Source organism: Paenalcaligenes sp. Me52 (genome assembly GCF_050487965.1).
In the GTDB taxonomy this organism is placed as follows: Bacteria; Pseudomonadota; Gammaproteobacteria; order Burkholderiales; family Burkholderiaceae_B; genus Paenalcaligenes.
Genome location: NZ_JBKQFO010000001.1, coordinates 1,360,844 through 1,378,445, shown reverse-complemented (window position 1 = coordinate 1,378,445; position 17,602 = coordinate 1,360,844). Strand labels below are relative to the sequence as shown.

Genomic DNA, 17,602 nt, shown 5'->3' with positions numbered 1-17,602 from the left:
TAATGTCGGAAGCTATAGGCACTCAAACCCGCCACGACAAACACGGGCTATATCCTCAAGCTACTTCGGTAGATGATTTCAAACACAACATTGCCGCGGTACAAGCCCGCATTGCCGCCGCCTGCCATCGCGTAGGACGCGACCCAGCCAGCGTGCGCTTGCTACCCGTTAGCAAAACCAAACCTGAGTCCAGCTTGCGCCTGGCCCATGCTGCTGGTTGTACGCTATTAGGCGAAAACAAGGTGCAAGAGGCCTACCGTAAATGGGAAGCCATGCAAGACCTCACCGATTTGCACTGGTCTGTGATCGGGCATTTACAAACCAACAAAGCTAAGCTGGTGGCCAAATTTGCCAGTGAATTCCAAGCCCTAGATAGCTTGCGTGTGGCCGAAGCCTTAGACCGCCGCTTGCAAGCCGAAGGTCGATCCTTGGATGTGTTTGTGCAGGTCAATACCTCGGGCGAAGCCAGTAAATACGGCTTAGAGCCAGATAATGTGCAGGCCTTTGTAGAGCAACTTCCGGCTTTTTCTGCTCTACGGGTACGCGGCTTGATGACCTTGGCGTTGTTTTCTGCCGAGGCAGAACGGGTACGACAGTGCTTTATCTTGCTGCGCAATTTACGTGACCAGCTACGACAAACTGCCCCCGCTGGCATCAGCATGGACGAGCTTTCTATGGGGATGTCAGGTGACTTTGAAATTGCCATCGAAGAAGGTGCAACCGTGGTGCGTGTAGGCCAAGCTATTTTTGGTGCCAGACCCTTACCGGATAGTTACTACTGGCCCACTGCTGGCGCCAGCGATACCGATGATGCCCCGCCGCAGGAGCTGCCATGAAACCGCTACCCATTGATGTGGTGTCCGTACAGTCGCAAGTGGTGTATGGCCGCGTGGGCAATAATGTCGCCGTTCCCACACTAGAGGCGTTAGGACTATCCGTTGCTGCTGTGCCCACCGTGCTGTTTAGCAATACGCCACACTACCCGTCTATGCACGGCGGTCCTATACCCATAGAGTGGTTTGAGGGCTACTTACAGGATCTGGCTGCCAGAGGAGCTTTACGTTCGTTACGAGCGCTATTAGTAGGCTACCTAGGCGATCCTACACAAGCGCTGACCTTGCTGCGCTGGGCTCATAACTTGTCCAGAGCCGGCATGAATCCGCGTATCGTCATTGACCCAGTACTGGGTGATCACGACCACGGCATTTACGTGGACGATAGACTCGTACAAACCTATAGCCGCGACTTACTACCCATGGCTGATGGGCTCACACCCAACGGCTTTGAGCTAGAGCAGCTCAGTGGCTTACCCGTGCATGACGTAGAAAGCGTCATCAAAGCCGCTCGCAGTTTGCTCTCGGCTAAGACCCAATGGATTGCCGTCACCAGCGCCGCACCTGATACGTGGGTACCTGGCGAGATGAAAGTGATTCTAGTCACTCACACCGACACCGAGGTCATCACACATCCGCGTATTGATGCCGCCCCTAAGGGAACTGGCGATTTGTTCTGTGCCTGCCTGACAGGACATTGGCTAAACGGCACCAGTTTGGCTAAAGCCGTGTTCTTAGCCTGTCAGCAAGTGGTGCTGGCATTAAGCCATACCCAGCAAGCCCAGTGCGCTGAGCTAGTGCTCTCACCACTGGTTCGCTACCCCACTATGGCTGACATGCACATGTAGCACAGGGCGTGCTATCGCTCACTATTGATACCGCTATTGCACAGATCAGACGCTGTGCACAGGAGTACCGCATGACCACATATTCGCACAGCGACCCGCTGGCTAAAGAAGGTTTTTTTGGCCCTTTTGGTGGCTGTTTTATCAGCGAAACCTTATCGCAAGCCGTAGAAGAATTACGTCTGGCCTATGAGCACTATAGTCACGACCCTGCGTTTATCGCAGAGTTCACGGAAGAGTTGGCTAGCTACGTAGGTAGGCCCTCCCCTATTTATTACGCCAAACGACTGAGTGAAGAAACCGGTGGTGCGCGTATTTTTCTAAAGCGCGAAGACCTAAACCACACTGGCGCACACAAGATCAATAACGTAATAGGCCAAGCCATGCTGGCATTACGTATGGGGAAACGACGCATCATCGCCGAAACTGGTGCCGGACAACACGGCGTAGCAGTAGCCACCATTTGTGCGCGCTATGGTTTGGAGTGTGTCATCTATATGGGCAGCGAAGACATACAACGCCAAAACCCCAACGTACAGCGCATGAAATTGCTAGGTGCTACGGTGGTGCCTGTGTCTACGGGTAGCTGCACCCTTAAAGACGCCATGAACGATGCCATACGCGACTGGGTGGCCAACGTAGACGACACTTTTTACCTTATTGGTTCGGTAGCAGGCATGCACCCCTACCCCACCATGGTGCGTGATTTTCAAACCGTCATCGGTAAAGAATGCCTACAACAAATGCCTACGCTTTTTCAGCGGCTGGGTATGGCTCAGCAACAGCCCGATGTGGTGATTGCTTGCGTGGGAGGTGGCAGTAACGCCATAGGCATTTTCCATCCTTATCTGGACCATGAAACGGTGCGCTTAATTGGCGTAGAAGCTGCTGGTTTAGGATTGGACTCTGACCAACATGCCGCTTCCATTCAACGCGGTAGCATAGGTGTGCTGCACGGCAGCCGCTCGTTGATCTTGCAAGATGATCTGGGCCAAGTGCAGCCCACGCACAGCATCAGTGCTGGTCTGGACTATCCCGGTGTTGGTCCTGAACATGCTTGGCTACATGAAATAGGTAGGGCTGAATACGTAGGCATTACCGATGCTGAAGCCCTAAGTGCCTTTCACCAGCTTTGCCGGGTAGAAGGCATTATTCCCGCGCTAGAAGCCAGCCATGCCGTAGCCTATGCCATCAAGCTGGCCGCTACGCTTACGCCTGAACAAGCCATCTTGGTCAACTTATCGGGTCGCGGTGATAAGGATATGGAAACCGTCATGGCTAGCTCTACCACGCAGGAGGGCCAACATGAGTAGAATCGCTGCCACTTTTGAACGGCTACAGGCACAGTCCCGCAAAGCCTTAATTCCCTACGTAACCGCAGGCTACCCTTATGCTGACATCACCCCTGCCCTGATGCACGTCTTGGTAGAGGCTGGTGCGGATGTTATAGAGTTAGGTGTACCGTTTTCAGACCCCTCTGCGGATGGGCCAACCATCCAAGCGGCTGGCGAACAGGCATTACGCCAAGGCATAGGGCTACCCACCGTATTAAAACAAGTCAGCCAATTCAGGCAGACCAATAACGACACGCCTGTAGTGTTAATGGGCTACGCCAACCCTATAGAACGCTACGACGCCTTACGCCATGCCGGTGCCTTTGCCGAAGACGCAGCCAAGGCCGGTGTGGATGGCGTGTTGGTGGTGGATTACCCACCCCAGGCATCCGAAACACTAGCTGCACAACTGCGCCAGCACAGCATAGATTTGATCTTCTTGTTAGCCCCAACCTCTACCGAGGCACGTATACAGCAAGTGGCTGAACGTGCGAGTGGCTACGTCTATGGCGTGTCCATGAAAGGCGTCACGGGCGCCAAAACCTTAGACACCACGTTGGTACAGCAGATGTTGTCACGCCTACGTCGTCACGTACACATTCCCATCGGCATAGGCTTTGGCATACGCGATGCCAGTACGGCCCGAACCATTGCTCAAACAGCTGACGCCGTTGTCATCGGTTCGTGGCTCATTGAAAGCCTAGCCAACAAACCCGCTGCCGAAGCACTAGCCGTCGCCAGTGACATGATTCGCGACATACGCCATCAGTTGGATCTGGATATGCCTGAGCCCGTGCGCAGCACTAAACAACCTTCTTTACGAACCTAGGATCATCACATGTACGATACCTCTCTCACCCTCGCAGAGTTTGACCCCACGCTTGCTACGGCCCTACAAAAAGAACAACGCCGCCAAGAAGATCACGTAGAGCTGATTGCCTCGGAAAACTATGCCAGCCCATTGGTGATGGCGATACAAAACTCTGTCTTCACCAACAAATACGCTGAAGGCTACCCCGGCAAGCGCTACTACAGTGGCTGCGAGAATGTAGACGTCGCAGAAGCGCTTGCCATCGAACGCCTCAAACAACTGTTTGATTGCGACTACGTCAACGTACAACCACACGCTGGCGCACAAGCCAACGCTGCTGTATTTCTAGCCTTGGCTCAACCCGGCGACACCGTGATGGGCATGAACTTGGCACAGGGTGGTCACCTGACCCACGGCAACCCCTCTAACTTTTCAGGGCGCCACTACAAGATCGTGCCTTACGGCCTAGACCCCAAAACAGGCCTCATTGACTACGACGACATGGAGCGCATCGCCCTAGAAACCCGCCCCCGCATGTTGATTGGTGGTTTCTCGGCCTATTCCCGTTACAAAGACTGGGCACGTATGCGCGAAATTGCTGACAAAGTAGGCGCAATATTCTGGGTAGACATGGCTCACGTTGCGGGCTTGGTCGCGGCAGGCGAATACCCGAACCCCATTCCCCATGCTCACGTTGTCACCAGCACCACCCACAAAACCTTACGCGGCCCTCGTGGTGGAATTATCTTGGCTAAAGGGCAAAGTGAAGAGTTCTACAAAAAACTGGATTCAGCCGTCTTCCCTGGCATTCAAGGTGGTCCCTTGATGCACACCATCGCGGCCAAAGCCATTGCCTTCAAAGAGGCCTTACAGCCCGACTTCAAAGTCTATCAACGTCAAGTCGTCACCAACGCCCGTGCCATGGCCGCCGTGCTCATGAAGCGTGGCTACCAAATCGTATCTGGTGGGACCGACAATCACCTGATGCTCATAGACTTGTCCAGCAAACCCTACACTGGTAAAGATGCCGATGCCGCGTTAAGCGATGCCTACATCACTACCAACAAAAACTCCGTCCCTAACGACCCACGCTCACCGTTTGTAACGTCAGGCGTGCGTATAGGTACGCCAGCAGTCACCACACGCGGTTTTGGTGTAGCGGAATGTGAAGAATTAGCTGGCTGGCTGTGTGATGTGCTGGATGCGCTAGAGAACGGTAATCTGGAGCAGGTAACCGCACGGGTACAGAAGCAAATTGTGGAACTGTGCCGTAGATTCCCGGTGTATGGCCGCTAATGTATTAGAGGGGAGGAAACTCCCCTTTTATTCACTTAACACTCGAACGAACTCGCCAACCACACGATATTGGTGGCTGTTTCCTTCATTAAGCTCTATAGCCGCGAAGCTGGAATCTGTGGATCTAGGTTTGAGCACAATTCGTGTATGCCGCCACTCGTCTTCGGTACTCGCTTTAGTACTCTCATACTCTTTCACGGTATAGCGCGAACCCTCACCCACATCCTGTGTATCCATACACTCTACAAGAACAATTTTCCCATTTCGACTGCCTGCAGGGTTCACAGTAAACAAGCACATAGCCCCATTCGGAATCACTTGATTCATGGAATCCCCTACTACCTGACACGCAAAGAGATTCTTGTGTACGCTCGTTCCTTCAGGAACAGCCACCCATTTGTCATGCTCCACCTGCTGTAGCTCACTAAACCCACCAGCAGCAGCTTGTAAATCATAAACAGGTACAGCATTCACATAGGGGATCAAGGTTATTGCAGGCTTAACTGCTGGGATGACTACAACGCTATAGCTAGGGATATGCTCCCTTAAATAGTCCCTTAATCCCGCATCACATGCGTACACAAAGGTGCCTTTAATGCCCCGCAACATGATGGTTCTGTAGATGTTCAGTATGTACTGTTTAAGCTCAGCATCGTTTTTAACCGTTTGCTTACCATTAGCATCTAGATAGTTCTCTTTATCTATATAGATCTGATCGCGTTCCCGGTCATAACGAATCTCATGACCAAAAATCAGCCCGGTATAGTTCAGGTCATAGCCTTGAGTCGTGTGTATACAGCCCACCTCAACAGCCGAGCCTTTTGAGTTGATCCAGTCCACATTGGTACTATTCCAACGTAACTGCACCCCATCAATCTCTATATCGTATTTTGTGTGATCTTTTTTAGAATGCCATGGCCACGCATACCCAGCCACCAACCTAGATAAGCCATAACGCTGGTTCCTTAGGTCAATTTCTTTGACTAGGGCCGACATATCATCAAACAATAAAAATTCATATTTACTTGATATGAATTTCTGATTGTTTTCTAGCTGCTGATTTAACAATGCATCAATAAATCGCACATAAGGCATTCCACCTTGCACACGAAACTGCGACTCTAGCTTCATGAGCTTGGTCAATGGCGAGGCTTTTATCGCAATGAAATCAGATTCATCAGCATCAGAGGGTTTAATGGACTGGTTGGCATCATAGAAGAAAATGGCTTTGCTCGACTGTTGCATCACCCAATCCACTTCACTGCAATGATGTTTATCCAAGCCTAGTGCCAAGCAGGCCTTGTCAAAAGCACCGTAATAAGCACCCAGGTTCACACGTTTACGCAATCTATGTGACTCATCCACTAACACGATGTCATAGCGTTGTCGCGCCAGTTCAGCGGGGCCAATCACCATATCCGGGTGCAGGCCCACAACGTTTCTAAATGCTTTTTTGAGTGTTGCCCTGAAAGATGACATGGGCACCACCAGAGCCATACGTGGTTCTGGATAGCGCTCCTTAACCTGGGCAAGTAACTCGCGAAGCTCGCTTTCTTCTTCGTCGAACTCCCTCAGATTTAGGTCGTTTTCTTCCGAATGAATGAGCTTAAAGAGGAAAATAGCCAATACAGACTTTCCTGTACCCGCCCCACCCTCTACAACCAAACTCTTTACTTCTGAGTCCAACAACGATCGCATAATCTCGATCAGGCTTTGACGCTGATCAGGGGACAAAGACTTATAGGGCGAATACTTGAACACATCAGAGTTATCAATGGACTCCAGCGAATGCTTGGTCAGCCCCTGAGCCGTTAACTTATCCCAGACCTGTTTGAATATCTGCGAATACAGCTCTTCTTTTTGATAATAATTATGGTCTACCAAACCCAAATTACCATTCAGCAAGTCGAAGCTACCATCGGCGGCCATGTACTTAATCAACGCCGACTCAATATCTAACGTCGCTGACTTATTAAACTTGTCGCTACTCACCACATGCACCGTGGTTAACGACTGTTTTTCTATGTGTTTCAAGTGCGTACTAAACCGCATCAAAGCGCTGGTGGTCTCGCCCACATAAGCACGACGCGTACTTCTATCGCTCAGTATATAAACCAGCGGCCAGTTACTAGAGGCATAGGCGTTAGAGCGAATTTCACTCAGGCTTTCTTGAGAAAACCTGTACTCATTCACTTCCACAAGCGACTGTTGGCTCATAATTCCGTATATTTTTTAGCGCTACCTTTGGCTTTACCCACTGGATACTTTTGTTCGTTTTTTCTTATTTTATCCAGAATAATTTCTTGTATATCAAAACCATACGAGTCAGATAACAGCAAAGCATAGGCTAATACGTCGGCTAGCTCCTCTTTCACCCTATCTACATCAGCCTCTTCGGGTGTTTTCCAAAGGAAAACCTCTAATAACTCACTTGCTTCAATGCTAAGTGCAGCAGCTAAATCCTTAGGATTATGAAACTGCTGCCAATCACGATCATCCCTAAATTGGCGCAACTTTTGTATGACCTGATCCATTATTCGACCACCTTTGCATAACGTATAGAAAACGATAGTAACTGGTATAGAGGCAAGTTGCAGCGCTTAAACTTTTGCTCTTACTGCTCTACCCCAAACTACGCTTAATATCCTGCGCCAATTTTTCGCATTGCTCAGGCGTGATATCAGAAATAGTAATGCGCAGGCCATTCACTGCATCGTCTACAGCAAGGCTTGCACCGTGCCTGACCAACCAACCACGTCGTGCCAAGGCTAAGGCAATAGACTGATCATCCACCTGCAAAGGTATCCACAGATTCAGGCCATCGCCCTGCATCTGGCACGCTATACCGTGCTGGTGTAACGCTTGCTCTAGCAACTGTCGGCGTTGGTGGTAATCGTGTTTGGCCTTGGCTAATAATTCGTTAGTCTGTGGCTGCGTGACGATAGCAGCTACGATGCCTTGCAATAAGTGGCTGACCCAACTAGTGCCTGAGGTTAAACGCAACCCTAACGCTTTAGAGGTAGCGCTATCACTCGCCACCGCGGCCACGCGCATATCAGGCCCCAGTGCTTTGGAAAATGATCTGACTAATGCCCAACGTATGGCATCGTTAGGGATCACCGAGTAATAGGTTGCGTTAGACAGCAGCGCAAAGTGGTCATCCACAATAATCAGCACGTTAGGATACTTAGCCAATACTTTGGACAAAGCTTGTGCGCGTTGTTGACTAAGGCTGCACCCAGTAGGATTATGCGCACGCGGGGTGATGATGACGGCTCTAGCGCCTTTGCTCAGTACCGCCTCTAGCTCATCAGCCAACATGCCTTCGCTGTCTACACTCACACCGGCCGCTTGAAAGCCAAGCGCCCCCAACGTATGAATGCTGCTTAAGAAACACGGGTTCTCTACGGCTACTTTGTCACCCGCCACCAAGTAGGCGCTGAGCAATCGCTCTATGCCATCCACGGCACCGTGCGTTAGATCCACCTCGAAGTTAGGCGGGCAGTCTGGTGCCATCCACTGCTGTATGTAGGCCTTTAGCTCTGCATTTACCGTAGGTTCACCATAGAGTTTGGGTGTGTACGCCGTACGCTGCAAGGCCGCCGCCACATCTGGCAACCAGGCAACGTTAGGGTTGCCGCTAGCCAAGTCTGTCAGTGGGGAATCTGTCTGCGCCCCTTCTTGTTCACTAGGCTCATACTGGTTACGGATGATGGTGCCAAGGCGGCCATGCGTCGTGGCGATACCGGCAACAACCAAGCGCCTATAGGCAGACGCTACCGTATTTCTAGCCACTCCCAATTGCGCCGCTAAGTCGCGCACGGGGGGCAACGAGTCGCCTGAACGCAAGGTTTGGGATTGTGCCAAGGCACGTACACACTCGAAGATTTCCGCAGCTGTTTTGCCTTGTATCACTATGGTGTTCCAAAAGAAGGGGCAGGTCTGAATGGGCCAGAATAGCTATTGTCTGCTCTGGTAGTAATACAGAATTTTGCCATAGCCGCGCGGTGGATGCGACCTAAGCAGCGTCTACCTTATTTCTCTAGTGAACGAATGCAATCAGCGTTATGCGGATTTTTTAATGCACGTCGTACGTAATACTGGAAGGAAATGCTATTACGTTTGGGGCGCAACACCCAGTCGTGTGCCTCTTTACCTAAAGCTGGGTCTATGGCTTTAATTTCCCCGGCGCTACTGGCTAACAACTGCATACGAGCAGCGCGCTCAAAGGCTAATGCCAGCACACAGGCTTGTTCTACACTGGCACCCGCCACCAACAACCCGTGGTGCGACAGCATCAAAGCACGCTTATCACCCAGTGCCGTGGCGATCAGTTCGCCCTCTTCGTTGCCTACAGGCACACCCGGCCATTTCGCGACAAATGCCACATCGTCATACAGCACACAGTTATCCATGTGCGAGATGATTAACGGCTGCTCCAACATACCCAACGCCGCTGTGTGTACCGCATGCGTATGGATGATGCACTGCACGTCTGGCCTAGCCCTATACACCCACGAATGAAATCGGTTAGCGGGGTTAGGAATGCCCTTGCCCTCGAGCACGTTTAAATCCTCATCCACCAACAGCAAATTATCTTCGGTGATCTCATCAAACCCCAACCCCAATTGTTGGGTATAGAACTCACCAGGTTTATCTGTTCTGCCTGTAATCTGCCCCGCTAGCCCAGAGTCATGGCCGTTATCAAACAGTATGCGACACGTAAGCGCCAACTTTTGTCGTAGCGAATACGTGCTATCTGCGAATTGGTGATCGATTTGGATAGACGATTGCTCCACTAGCGTGGCTTTGTCTAATTGGAAAGTTGTGGGCTGGGTCATTGCGAGTCCTTAGAAAAACATTTCAAGACGATTACGGCAATTGACCTGCTGAAAGATGGAGGCGCGGGCTGGAATTAAACCAACCTACATGGATTTGCAGTCCACCGCATAGTCACTCTGCCACCGCGCCATATTTTGTATTGGTACAAAATCAATTATGATCTAAGTCAAAATAATTAGCAAGCATTCTGCCGTGTGATTACTACACCGTTGCCACATTGCTGAACACTTGTTGTTGCCTTAGCCCTTTTTCTACAGGACACGCCATGCAGTTTCATTTCCCTATCGTCATCATTGACGAAGACTTTCGCTCCGAGAACACCTCTGGCCTAGGCATACGCGCGCTGGCACAAGCCATTCAATCTGAAGGCTTTGATGCGCTGGGTGTCACTAGCTACCACGACCTTAGCCAGTTCGCCCAACAACAAAGCCGTGCCAGTACCTTCATTTTGTCTATCGATGATGAAGAATTCACCACTGACACGGAAACCTCACCTGCCTTACAAAACATTCGCACCTTTATCAGTGAAGTTAGACGTCGCAATGTGGACGTACCTATTTATGTGTACGGCGAAACCAAAACGGCACGTCACATGCCCAACGACATTTTGCGTGAGCTACAGGGCGTAATTCACATGTTTGAAGACACCCCAGAATTTGTCGCCCGCCATCTGATACGTGAAGCAAAGAACTACCTAAACGGCATCAAACCACCGTTTTTGAAGGCCTTACTGGATTACGCAGAGGACGGATCCTACTCGTGGCACTGCCCCGGGCATTCTGGTGGCGTCGCCTTTTTGAAAAGCCCTGTAGGCCAAGTGTTTCACCAATTCTTTGGCGAAAACATGCTGCGCGCTGACGTCTGCAACGCCGTAGAAGAACTAGGGCAACTGCTGGATCACAATGGCGCCATTGGGGCCAGCGAACGCAATGCCGCACGTATTTTTAACGCCGATCACTGCTTTTTCGTGACCAACGGCACCAGTACCAGCAACAAAATTGTGTGGCAACACGTAGTCGCTCCCGGCGATGTGGTCGTCGTCGATAGAAACTGCCATAAATCGTTGTTGCACAGCATTGTGCTAACTGGAGCTATTCCGGTGTTTTTACGCCCTACTCGCAACCATCTAGGCTTGATTGGCCCCATAGCGCGAGAAGAGTTTTCAACTGAAGCCATCAAAGCCAAAATCGCTGCACACCCACTGTTAGCCCATGTAGACCCTGACAGCATCAAACCCCGTATTTTGGTGCTCACGCAATCTACCTACGATGGCATTCTGTACGACACCGAGGTCATTAAATCTGCTCTAGATGGCTACGTAGAAGCGCTGCATTTTGATGAAGCATGGATTCCCCACGCTGCGTTTCACCCTTTTTATGGCAGCTACCATGCCATGGGTAAAAAGCGCCCACGCCCTCAGCACTCGTTGGTGTACTCCACACAGTCCACCCACAAACTGTTGGCAGGACTAAGCCAAGCCAGCCATATTTTGGTGCAAGATTCTGGCACGCCACAATTCGATAAACACTTGTTTAACGAAGCCTACTTAATGCACACCTCTACCTCGCCGCAATACGCGATTATTGCGAGTTGCGACGTGGCAGCGGCAATGATGGAGCCACCCGGTGGACAAACCTTAGTAGAAGAAAGCATTGTGGAAGCACTGGATTTTCGCCGTGCCATGCGTCAAGTAGGCGAGCAGTTTACTGACGACGACTGGTGGTTCACCGTATGGGGGCCAGACAAACTCGATGAAGAAGGCATAGGCGCTACCGCAGATTGGAAGCTTTATGGCAGCGGAGCAGAAGCCACTTGGCATGGTTTTGGTGCACTGACAGATGGTTTCAACATGCTAGACCCCATCAAAGCCACTATTGTCACCCCCGGCTTAAACTTGGATGGCCGTTTTGACGCCACTGGCATACCCGCACCCATCGTGACTAAGTTTTTGGCTGAGCATGGCGTGATCATTGAAAAAACTGGCTTATACAGTTTCTTCATTATGTTCACTATAGGCATCACCAAAGGCCGCTGGAACTCGCTAGTCACCGCCTTACAGCAGTTTAAAGACGACTATGAGCGCAACGTGCCGGTATGGCGAATTTTGCCTAGCTTCTGCAAAAAGTACCCACGCTATGAAGAAATGGGCCTGCGCGATTTATGCGAACACGTACATTCCATTTACGCGACGCACAATATTGCACGCCTGACTACCGAGATGTACTTGGAAGAAGCCGTGCCTGTCATGAAACCTAGCGATGCCTATGCGCACATTGCCACCCATCGCACAGAGCGCGTAGAAATAGACCAGCTAGAAGGTCGTATCACCACCAGCTTAATTACGCCCTACCCGCCCGGCATTCCCTTGCTTATCCCTGGTGAGCGCTTTACTCGCAACATCGTAGAATACTTAAAATTCTCGCGCGAACTGAATCGTTTAGCCCCTGGTTTTGGTACCGACATTCATGGCTTTGTAGAACTCAAAGATGCGGAAGGTAATCCACGCTATTACGTGGACTGCGTCGCCTAAGCCTCTTATCTACGCCCTACTTCAGATTCTCTATTCACAAAAAAATACCGCAGCGTGACTGCGGTATTTTTCTTCCAGCCAACTGTGATTACGCGTCTTTACGTAGCTTCACAGCGGGGAAATCTACGGGCACATCAAACACCACGTTGATATAGTTCGTGAACAAATTCAATGCCACATGCGCCAGTATTTCTACAATTTGTTCGTCACTAAACCCTGCATCACGCACTGCTTTGACATCCGCATCCGTCACTTGACCTCTGTCATCCACGACTTTCAACACAAAGCCTAAGGCCACAGCCGTTTTAGGCACAGCCGACTCACCTGCTTGCGCGGCAGCCAACTCGGCATCTGACGCACCCGCTTTACGCCCCAGCATCGTGTGTGCCGCCAAGCAGTATTCGCAAGCATTACGATCCGCCACAGCCACGGCAATCAGCTCACCAAGTTTGGGATCAATGGTCCCGTTACTCAACGCACCAAACGATCCCCACATACTTTGCAGGGCCGCCGTGGAATTTGCTACGGCCTTAAACATGGCAGGTGTCGCACCAAATGCACCGTGAATCTGTTTCAACAACAGTTGACGATCACCAATGGCAGTGCTGGGTTCAATAAGAGGAACTCTAGACATGTTGGAACTCCTTAACGTGGGAACAAAACTGACGCAGACATTGCGTGCAGTCACAACAAATACAGCTTAGGCATCCTGCTGACCCAGCAGATGCTCTAACACTTTCACTAAATACGTCGCTTGCTGGTCCGTACCGATGGAAATGCGCAAATATTGAGCCACCCGCTCTTGGCGGAAATGACGTACTAAAATTCTGGCTTCACGCAATCTGGAGGCCAGTTGTGCCGCGTTATGCTGCGGGTGACGCACAAATAAAAAGTTAGCTTTGGAAGGCAGCACCTCAAAACCTAAACCAGCCAAACCTTGTGCCAACCTCTCTCGCGTCGCCATCACCGCCTGACGCGTTTGCTCAAAATAAGCCTTGTCATCAAACGCCGCGACCGCCCCGGCTTGCGCCAAACAGCCCAACGGAAACGAGTTAAAACTATTTTTGACTCTGTTGAGTGCACTGATCAGCGCTGGCTGACCAATGGCAAACCCAACACGTAACCCGGCCAGTGAGCGCGACTTAGACAGCGTTTGTACAATCAATAGATTGGGATGCTCCTGCACCAGCGACACCGCCGATTGCCCACCAAAATCCACATAAGCCTCATCCACCAACACCACACGCTGCGGATTCAACGCCAACAAATCGCGCACGGTATCCAACGACAAGCTTTCCCCAGTGGGCGCGTTAGGGTTAGACACCACTATTCCTGCAATGGGTGTATTGGCCTGCGCGGCCGCCGAAAAAGCCGCCACATCAATACATAAATTCGTGTCCAGAGGCACCAGTTCGGCCTCTATACCAAACAAACGGCAGTACACGCTGTAGAAGTTGTAGGTCACATCGGGAAACAATAACTTCGCGTGATCGTGCTGAAAAAAAGCACAGAAAGCATGTGCGAGCACTTCGTCCGATCCATTCCCCACAAACACCTGTTCACGTGGCACCCCGTGATAGGCCGCAATGGTGTCGCACAACTGATCCGACTCAGGGTCTGGATACAGCTTCAAGCTTTTGGCGGCTACCTCTGCAATAGCATCAATCACCTGCGGTGATGGCGGGTAGGGGTTTTCATTGGTGTTGAGCTTCACCAATCCGCCCACCTTTGGCTGCTCACCCGGCTGGTAGGGTTGCAGATTTTGTATGCGCGGGCTCATAAAGGATTCGTTCACGACAGTCATGCTATGCACTTCCATTTAATATGTCTTGCGACAATATAAATTATGTATTGGTACAATAAATACAATACCACAATGTTTAGGCAATCATGACTATCACGACTTTCCTACAACACCTGAGCCCGCTGCGTCTACTCACACGCTGCGCCGGCGTCGTGGCACAAAGCCGCTACTCGGTTATTGCACAGCCGTTAATACGCCGCTTCATTCGTCAACACGGCATAGACCTAAGCGAAGCAGTACGCTGTCATCCCAGTGACTATGAAAGTTTTAATGATTTTTTCACTAGAAGTTTGCTACCTAGCGCTCGCCCTATTGCCGACACTGAATGGGTCAGCCCGGCAGACGGTGTCATTAGTCAGCGAGGAGAAATTGCCGCTGGGCAACTGATTCAAGCCAAACAACAGGCCTACAGTATCAACGGGTTGTTAGGCGACCCCGCTTTGGCCCACTATTTGGAAGGTGGGTGCTTTACGACGGTGTACTTAAGCCCACGCGACTACCACCGTGTACATATGCCATGCGCAGGCCGTTTGCTGGGTATGCGTTACATACCGGGAAAACTCTTTTCCGTCAGGCCGGATATCGTGAACGCCATGGATGGGCTGCTTGCACGTAATGAGAGGTTGGTGTGCTGGTTTCATCATCCCCACTGCGGAATCTTTGCCATGGTGCTGGTAGGTGCAGCCATTGTTGGCAGTATCCATACCGTGTGGCATGGTGCCGTTAACGCCTCTGACCGTCGCTCCATACAAGAATGGCGCTATGCAGAACAGAACCACGCGGTACGTTTTGTCAAAGGCGAAGAGATGGGTCACTTCCAGCTAGGTTCTACCGTTATTGTGTTGCTGCCCCAAACGGCGGTGACGTGGCATCCAGAATGGTGTGTTGAAAGCACCGTCAAACAAGGCCAGGCAATGATTGCCAACCCGCCCCCATTGCCTTATACAAGGCAATCGCTACTTGAACTTCAGCAGGCTTACTCAACGCCAACGCACTCTTAGCTTAATGGGAAGAACGCTGCGCCAGTTCACACTCTGCCTTGGCTTGCCGTCAGAGTAAAACACAGAATGTAGGAGGTTATAAGCGGGGCCAAATAAGCTTTTTACCCGCCACACACAAACGCCCTCGGCATCAGCCGAAGGCGTTTTCGCACTGTGCTGCTCACTTACTCTTTGAATCGTTGGCAAGGCCCCCAGTACTGCATCAGCACGTAGTACACCACTCCTGCCGGTATCAAACTTGCATACCAAGATATCGTAGAGAAGTACAAGGCAATCACCGCACCCACAGCCGAAGCAATAAAGCCTGCGTAATTCACCCCTTTATAGGCCCCGTTTTCATCGTAGTATTTTTCCAGATTCAAACGACGTTTACGGATGATGTAATAGTCCACCACCATCACAGCAAATATAGGGCCCAAGAACGCTGAATACGTCTGTACAAAAACCTGCAAACCAGCAGCGGATTCATCTTTCACTAATTCCCACGGGAACGTTAAAAAGGCGGCTAAACCCACAATAACGGTAGCGGCTTTAAAGGGAATCTTAAAGACATCCATCAATACATACGTAGGTGGCACCACGTTATTCAAAACATTAGTGGTCACTTGAGCAAAGGTAATGAAGAGCAGCGTCGCTATCAACAAGGGTTTGTTATCGACAGCGCTAGAAAAGACGGCAATAGGATCTGCATGACCTGTTGCGCCTGACACCATCAAACCAATTAGCCCCATGAATAATGTGCAAGGCAAGATAGACATGGCATATAACGTAGTCAGTGGCCCACGTTTCATACCTGTTTGCAGTTCGCGTGAGTAATCACTAACGTTCAACATCATGGTGCTATAAATACCCAGGAACAACATAGTCGCCCCCCAGAATTCTAGGCCCCATGTACCCTCAATACCCACTAGATTGGCATTGATTTCGTCACCGTATTTATTGATGACGCTAAAGAACATATAGACCAGCGACACCAAAATAAAGACGCTACCTATGTTTTCCAGCCACTTAATCCCTTGAAAACCTAAGGTAGACAAGGCGATCTGCAAGAATTGAAAGACCACAAACCAAAACACAATGCTTTCAAAACCAAACAGTGATGCCGACACGGCATTCAATGCTCCTGCACCAACCCAACTCTGAAAGCCGTACCACACGATAGCGGGTATAGCGCGCACCAGTCCCGGAAACTTTGTTCCGGAAAAACCGAATGCCCCACGGGCTTGCACCACAAACGGAATGCCGTATTTGTAGCCTGCTGCACCGTTCAGCGTTAAGGCAATCCCAATGACAAAACACCCAATAGCAATCGCTAACGTCGCTTGTAAAAGATTAAGTGTTCCTACAATGCTGGACCCCATAGCAAACGTCCCTATGGAGACACATCCCCCAAACCAAGCCAGCAAATACGACCACTTCCCCATGATTCGTACACCCTGCGGGGCTAGCGACTCTTCTCCTGCGGCTTTAGTTTGTACTTCTTGCTGCTGGGTCGTCTGCCCCGTTTTTTCTATTGATTGAGTCATGTCTCTCTCCTTTTTAATGGTCTTACGCCATGTCTATATCGCTCAAATATGCATACTTACCTGTAAACTTTTTACGTAATGGAAAATTCAAATCACCAAACTTGCTGGTGTGTACACCTAGACCTACTAATGCCTCAGCCAACTTAACTGCGGCAGTTACTCCTTCAATTACTGGCATTTGCACGGCCTCACTGATGCGATGCCGTAAATCCGCCATACCACCACACCCCAACACCACCGCGCCAATCCCATCTTCGGCCTTGGCCCGCAAACACTCTTCTACGATTAAGCGAAATGCGGCATCGCCTTCTTCCTCTAGCGCCAGCACAGGGATCTCGGCAGCACGCACTTTTCTACAGTGCTCTTTAAAGCCGTACTGCTCTAACAAATGCTCGGCAATGATTCCTGTACGACTTAAGGTAGTCACGATGGAAAAGCGTGTACTCACCATCGCCGCCACATGGAAAGCGGCTTCAGCAATACCAATAACGGGAGCGCGTGTCATTTCACGTGCCGCCAATAAGCCGGGATCACCAAAACACGCAATGATGTAAGCATCTACCCCCTCTTGTTCACCTTTGCGTATTTCTTCCAACACCCCCACCGCCGCAATCGCCTCGTCGTAATGAGACTCTATGGACACTGGTCCATCGGCAGGATTCGTGGCTGAAATAATCGTGCCTGCACTGGCTACCTCCTTTCCCGCCTCCCCAATTTTGGAAGTCATGGGAGCTGTAGTGTTAGGGTTAATCAAACGAATATGCATGCTTACGTCCTTAC

The 17,602-nt window shown here is 50.6% G+C and carries 15 protein-coding genes and 1 tRNA gene; 7 read left to right on the top strand and 9 right to left on the bottom strand.

From position 1 onward, the window contains the following. Positions 1 to 2 precede the first annotated feature (2 nt). From ACLO87_RS06470 to glyA, 5 genes are all read left to right on the top strand, one after another. The gene (locus ACLO87_RS06470) at positions 3 to 836 is read left to right on the top strand and encodes a YggS family pyridoxal phosphate-dependent enzyme (RefSeq protein WP_135865897.1); all 834 of its coding nucleotides are present in this window, start codon (positions 3 to 5) and stop codon (positions 834 to 836) included. Next, on the top strand, positions 833 to 1,681 hold the full coding sequence (pdxK, locus tag ACLO87_RS06465; RefSeq protein ID WP_430223110.1) for a pyridoxine/pyridoxal/pyridoxamine kinase: 849 nt from the start codon (positions 833 to 835) through the stop codon (positions 1,679 to 1,681). The genes ACLO87_RS06470 and pdxK overlap by 4 nt, the downstream gene beginning before the upstream one ends. Positions 1,682 to 1,752: 71 nt before the next feature. After that, a complete protein-coding gene (gene trpB / locus ACLO87_RS06460) occupies positions 1,753 to 2,991 on the top strand; it encodes a tryptophan synthase subunit beta (RefSeq protein WP_430223109.1) in 1,239 nt (412 codons plus the stop codon). After that, positions 2,984 to 3,841, top strand: a complete 858-nt coding sequence (gene trpA, locus ACLO87_RS06455; RefSeq protein WP_430223108.1) for a tryptophan synthase subunit alpha — start codon at positions 2,984 to 2,986, stop codon at positions 3,839 to 3,841. Before trpB ends, trpA begins: the two co-directional genes overlap by 8 nt. A 9-nt stretch (positions 3,842 to 3,850) precedes the next feature. After that, positions 3,851 to 5,119, top strand: coding sequence for a serine hydroxymethyltransferase (gene glyA / locus ACLO87_RS06450; protein WP_430223107.1), 1,269 nt, complete (start codon positions 3,851 to 3,853; stop codon positions 5,117 to 5,119). A gap of 27 nt (positions 5,120 to 5,146) precedes the next feature. Here glyA and ACLO87_RS06445 read toward each other — a convergent pair whose 3' ends face one another. From ACLO87_RS06445 to ACLO87_RS06425, 5 genes are all read right to left on the bottom strand, one after another. Continuing rightward, complete coding sequence (locus tag ACLO87_RS06445; protein ID WP_430223106.1) at positions 5,147 to 7,336, bottom strand: DNA/RNA helicase domain-containing protein; 2,190 nt, start codon at positions 7,334 to 7,336, stop codon at positions 5,147 to 5,149. Then, the gene (locus ACLO87_RS06440) at positions 7,333 to 7,653 is read right to left on the bottom strand and encodes a nucleotide pyrophosphohydrolase (protein WP_430223105.1); all 321 of its coding nucleotides are present in this window, start codon (positions 7,651 to 7,653) and stop codon (positions 7,333 to 7,335) included. The genes ACLO87_RS06445 and ACLO87_RS06440 overlap by 4 nt, the downstream gene beginning before the upstream one ends. A gap of 88 nt (positions 7,654 to 7,741) precedes the next feature. Then, positions 7,742 to 9,037, bottom strand: coding sequence for a MocR-like B6 salvage transcription factor PtsJ (gene ptsJ, locus ACLO87_RS06435; protein ID WP_430223731.1), 1,296 nt, complete (start codon positions 9,035 to 9,037; stop codon positions 7,742 to 7,744). A gap of 116 nt (positions 9,038 to 9,153) precedes the next feature. Further along, entirely contained in the window at positions 9,154 to 9,960 is an 807-nt protein-coding gene (locus tag ACLO87_RS06430) for an aldolase (protein WP_430223104.1), read from the bottom strand. Between the two features lie 56 nt (positions 9,961 to 10,016). Next, positions 10,017 to 10,090: transfer RNA gene (locus ACLO87_RS06425), tRNA-Cys, on the bottom strand. Between the two features lie 136 nt (positions 10,091 to 10,226). Here ACLO87_RS06425 and ACLO87_RS06420 point away from each other — a divergent pair. Next, positions 10,227 to 12,491 carry an Orn/Lys/Arg family decarboxylase gene (locus ACLO87_RS06420; RefSeq protein WP_430223103.1) on the top strand — a complete coding sequence of 755 codons (2,265 nt, stop codon included), beginning with the start codon at positions 10,227 to 10,229 and terminating at the stop codon, positions 12,489 to 12,491. Between the two features lie 88 nt (positions 12,492 to 12,579). On the opposite strand, the gene ACLO87_RS06415 is transcribed toward ACLO87_RS06420, so the two are convergent. Both ACLO87_RS06415 and hisC read right to left on the bottom strand, forming a co-directional pair. Then, complete coding sequence (locus ACLO87_RS06415) at positions 12,580 to 13,125, bottom strand: carboxymuconolactone decarboxylase family protein (protein ID WP_135864779.1); 546 nt, start codon at positions 13,123 to 13,125, stop codon at positions 12,580 to 12,582. A 66-nt stretch (positions 13,126 to 13,191) separates the two neighbouring features. Further along, positions 13,192 to 14,295, bottom strand: a complete 1,104-nt coding sequence (gene hisC, locus ACLO87_RS06410; protein ID WP_430223102.1) for a histidinol-phosphate transaminase — start codon at positions 14,293 to 14,295, stop codon at positions 13,192 to 13,194. An 86-nt stretch (positions 14,296 to 14,381) separates the two neighbouring features. Here hisC and asd point away from each other — a divergent pair, with 86 nt between their 5' ends. Then, a complete protein-coding gene (gene asd, locus ACLO87_RS06405) occupies positions 14,382 to 15,296 on the top strand; it encodes an archaetidylserine decarboxylase (protein ID WP_430223101.1) in 915 nt (304 codons plus the stop codon). 164 nt (positions 15,297 to 15,460) lie between these two features. Here asd and ACLO87_RS06400 read toward each other — a convergent pair whose 3' ends face one another. Further along, complete coding sequence (locus ACLO87_RS06400; RefSeq protein WP_430223100.1) at positions 15,461 to 16,822, bottom strand: NCS1 family transporter; 1,362 nt, start codon at positions 16,820 to 16,822, stop codon at positions 15,461 to 15,463. 22 nt (positions 16,823 to 16,844) lie between these two features. Continuing rightward, positions 16,845 to 17,588 (bottom strand): aspartate/glutamate racemase family protein, encoded by a 744-nt coding sequence (locus tag ACLO87_RS06395; protein WP_430220110.1) that lies wholly within the window; start codon positions 17,586 to 17,588, stop codon positions 16,845 to 16,847. Positions 17,589 to 17,602 lie beyond the last annotated feature (14 nt).

Bases quoted from the DNA above. Each gene is read 5' to 3' on its own strand.
- trpB (WP_430223109.1), top strand. From the start codon at position 1,753: ATGACCACATATTCGCACAGCGACCCGCTGGCTAAAGAAGGTTTTTTT.
- glyA (WP_430223107.1), top strand. From the start codon at position 3,851: ATGTACGATACCTCTCTCACCCTCGCAGAGTTTGACCCCACGCTTGCT.
- ACLO87_RS06445 (WP_430223106.1), bottom strand. From the start codon at position 7,336: ATGAGCCAACAGTCGCTTGTGGAAGTGAATGAGTACAGGTTTTCTCAA.
- asd (WP_430223101.1), top strand. From the start codon at position 14,382: ATGACTATCACGACTTTCCTACAACACCTGAGCCCGCTGCGTCTACTC.
- ACLO87_RS06400 (WP_430223100.1), bottom strand. From the start codon at position 16,822: ATGACTCAATCAATAGAAAAAACGGGGCAGACGACCCAGCAGCAAGAA.
- pdxK (WP_430223110.1), top strand. From the start codon at position 833: ATGAAACCGCTACCCATTGATGTGGTGTCCGTACAGTCGCAAGTGGTG.
- ACLO87_RS06395 (WP_430220110.1), bottom strand. From the start codon at position 17,588: ATGCATATTCGTTTGATTAACCCTAACACTACAGCTCCCATGACTTCC.
- ACLO87_RS06420 (WP_430223103.1), top strand. From the start codon at position 10,227: ATGCAGTTTCATTTCCCTATCGTCATCATTGACGAAGACTTTCGCTCC.
- ACLO87_RS06440 (WP_430223105.1), bottom strand. From the start codon at position 7,653: ATGGATCAGGTCATACAAAAGTTGCGCCAATTTAGGGATGATCGTGAT.
- hisC (WP_430223102.1), bottom strand. From the start codon at position 14,295: ATGACTGTCGTGAACGAATCCTTTATGAGCCCGCGCATACAAAATCTG.
- trpA (WP_430223108.1), top strand. From the start codon at position 2,984: ATGAGTAGAATCGCTGCCACTTTTGAACGGCTACAGGCACAGTCCCGC.
- ACLO87_RS06415 (WP_135864779.1), bottom strand. From the start codon at position 13,125: ATGTCTAGAGTTCCTCTTATTGAACCCAGCACTGCCATTGGTGATCGT.
- ACLO87_RS06470 (WP_135865897.1), top strand. From the start codon at position 3: ATGTCGGAAGCTATAGGCACTCAAACCCGCCACGACAAACACGGGCTA.
- ACLO87_RS06430 (WP_430223104.1), bottom strand. From the start codon at position 9,960: ATGACCCAGCCCACAACTTTCCAATTAGACAAAGCCACGCTAGTGGAG.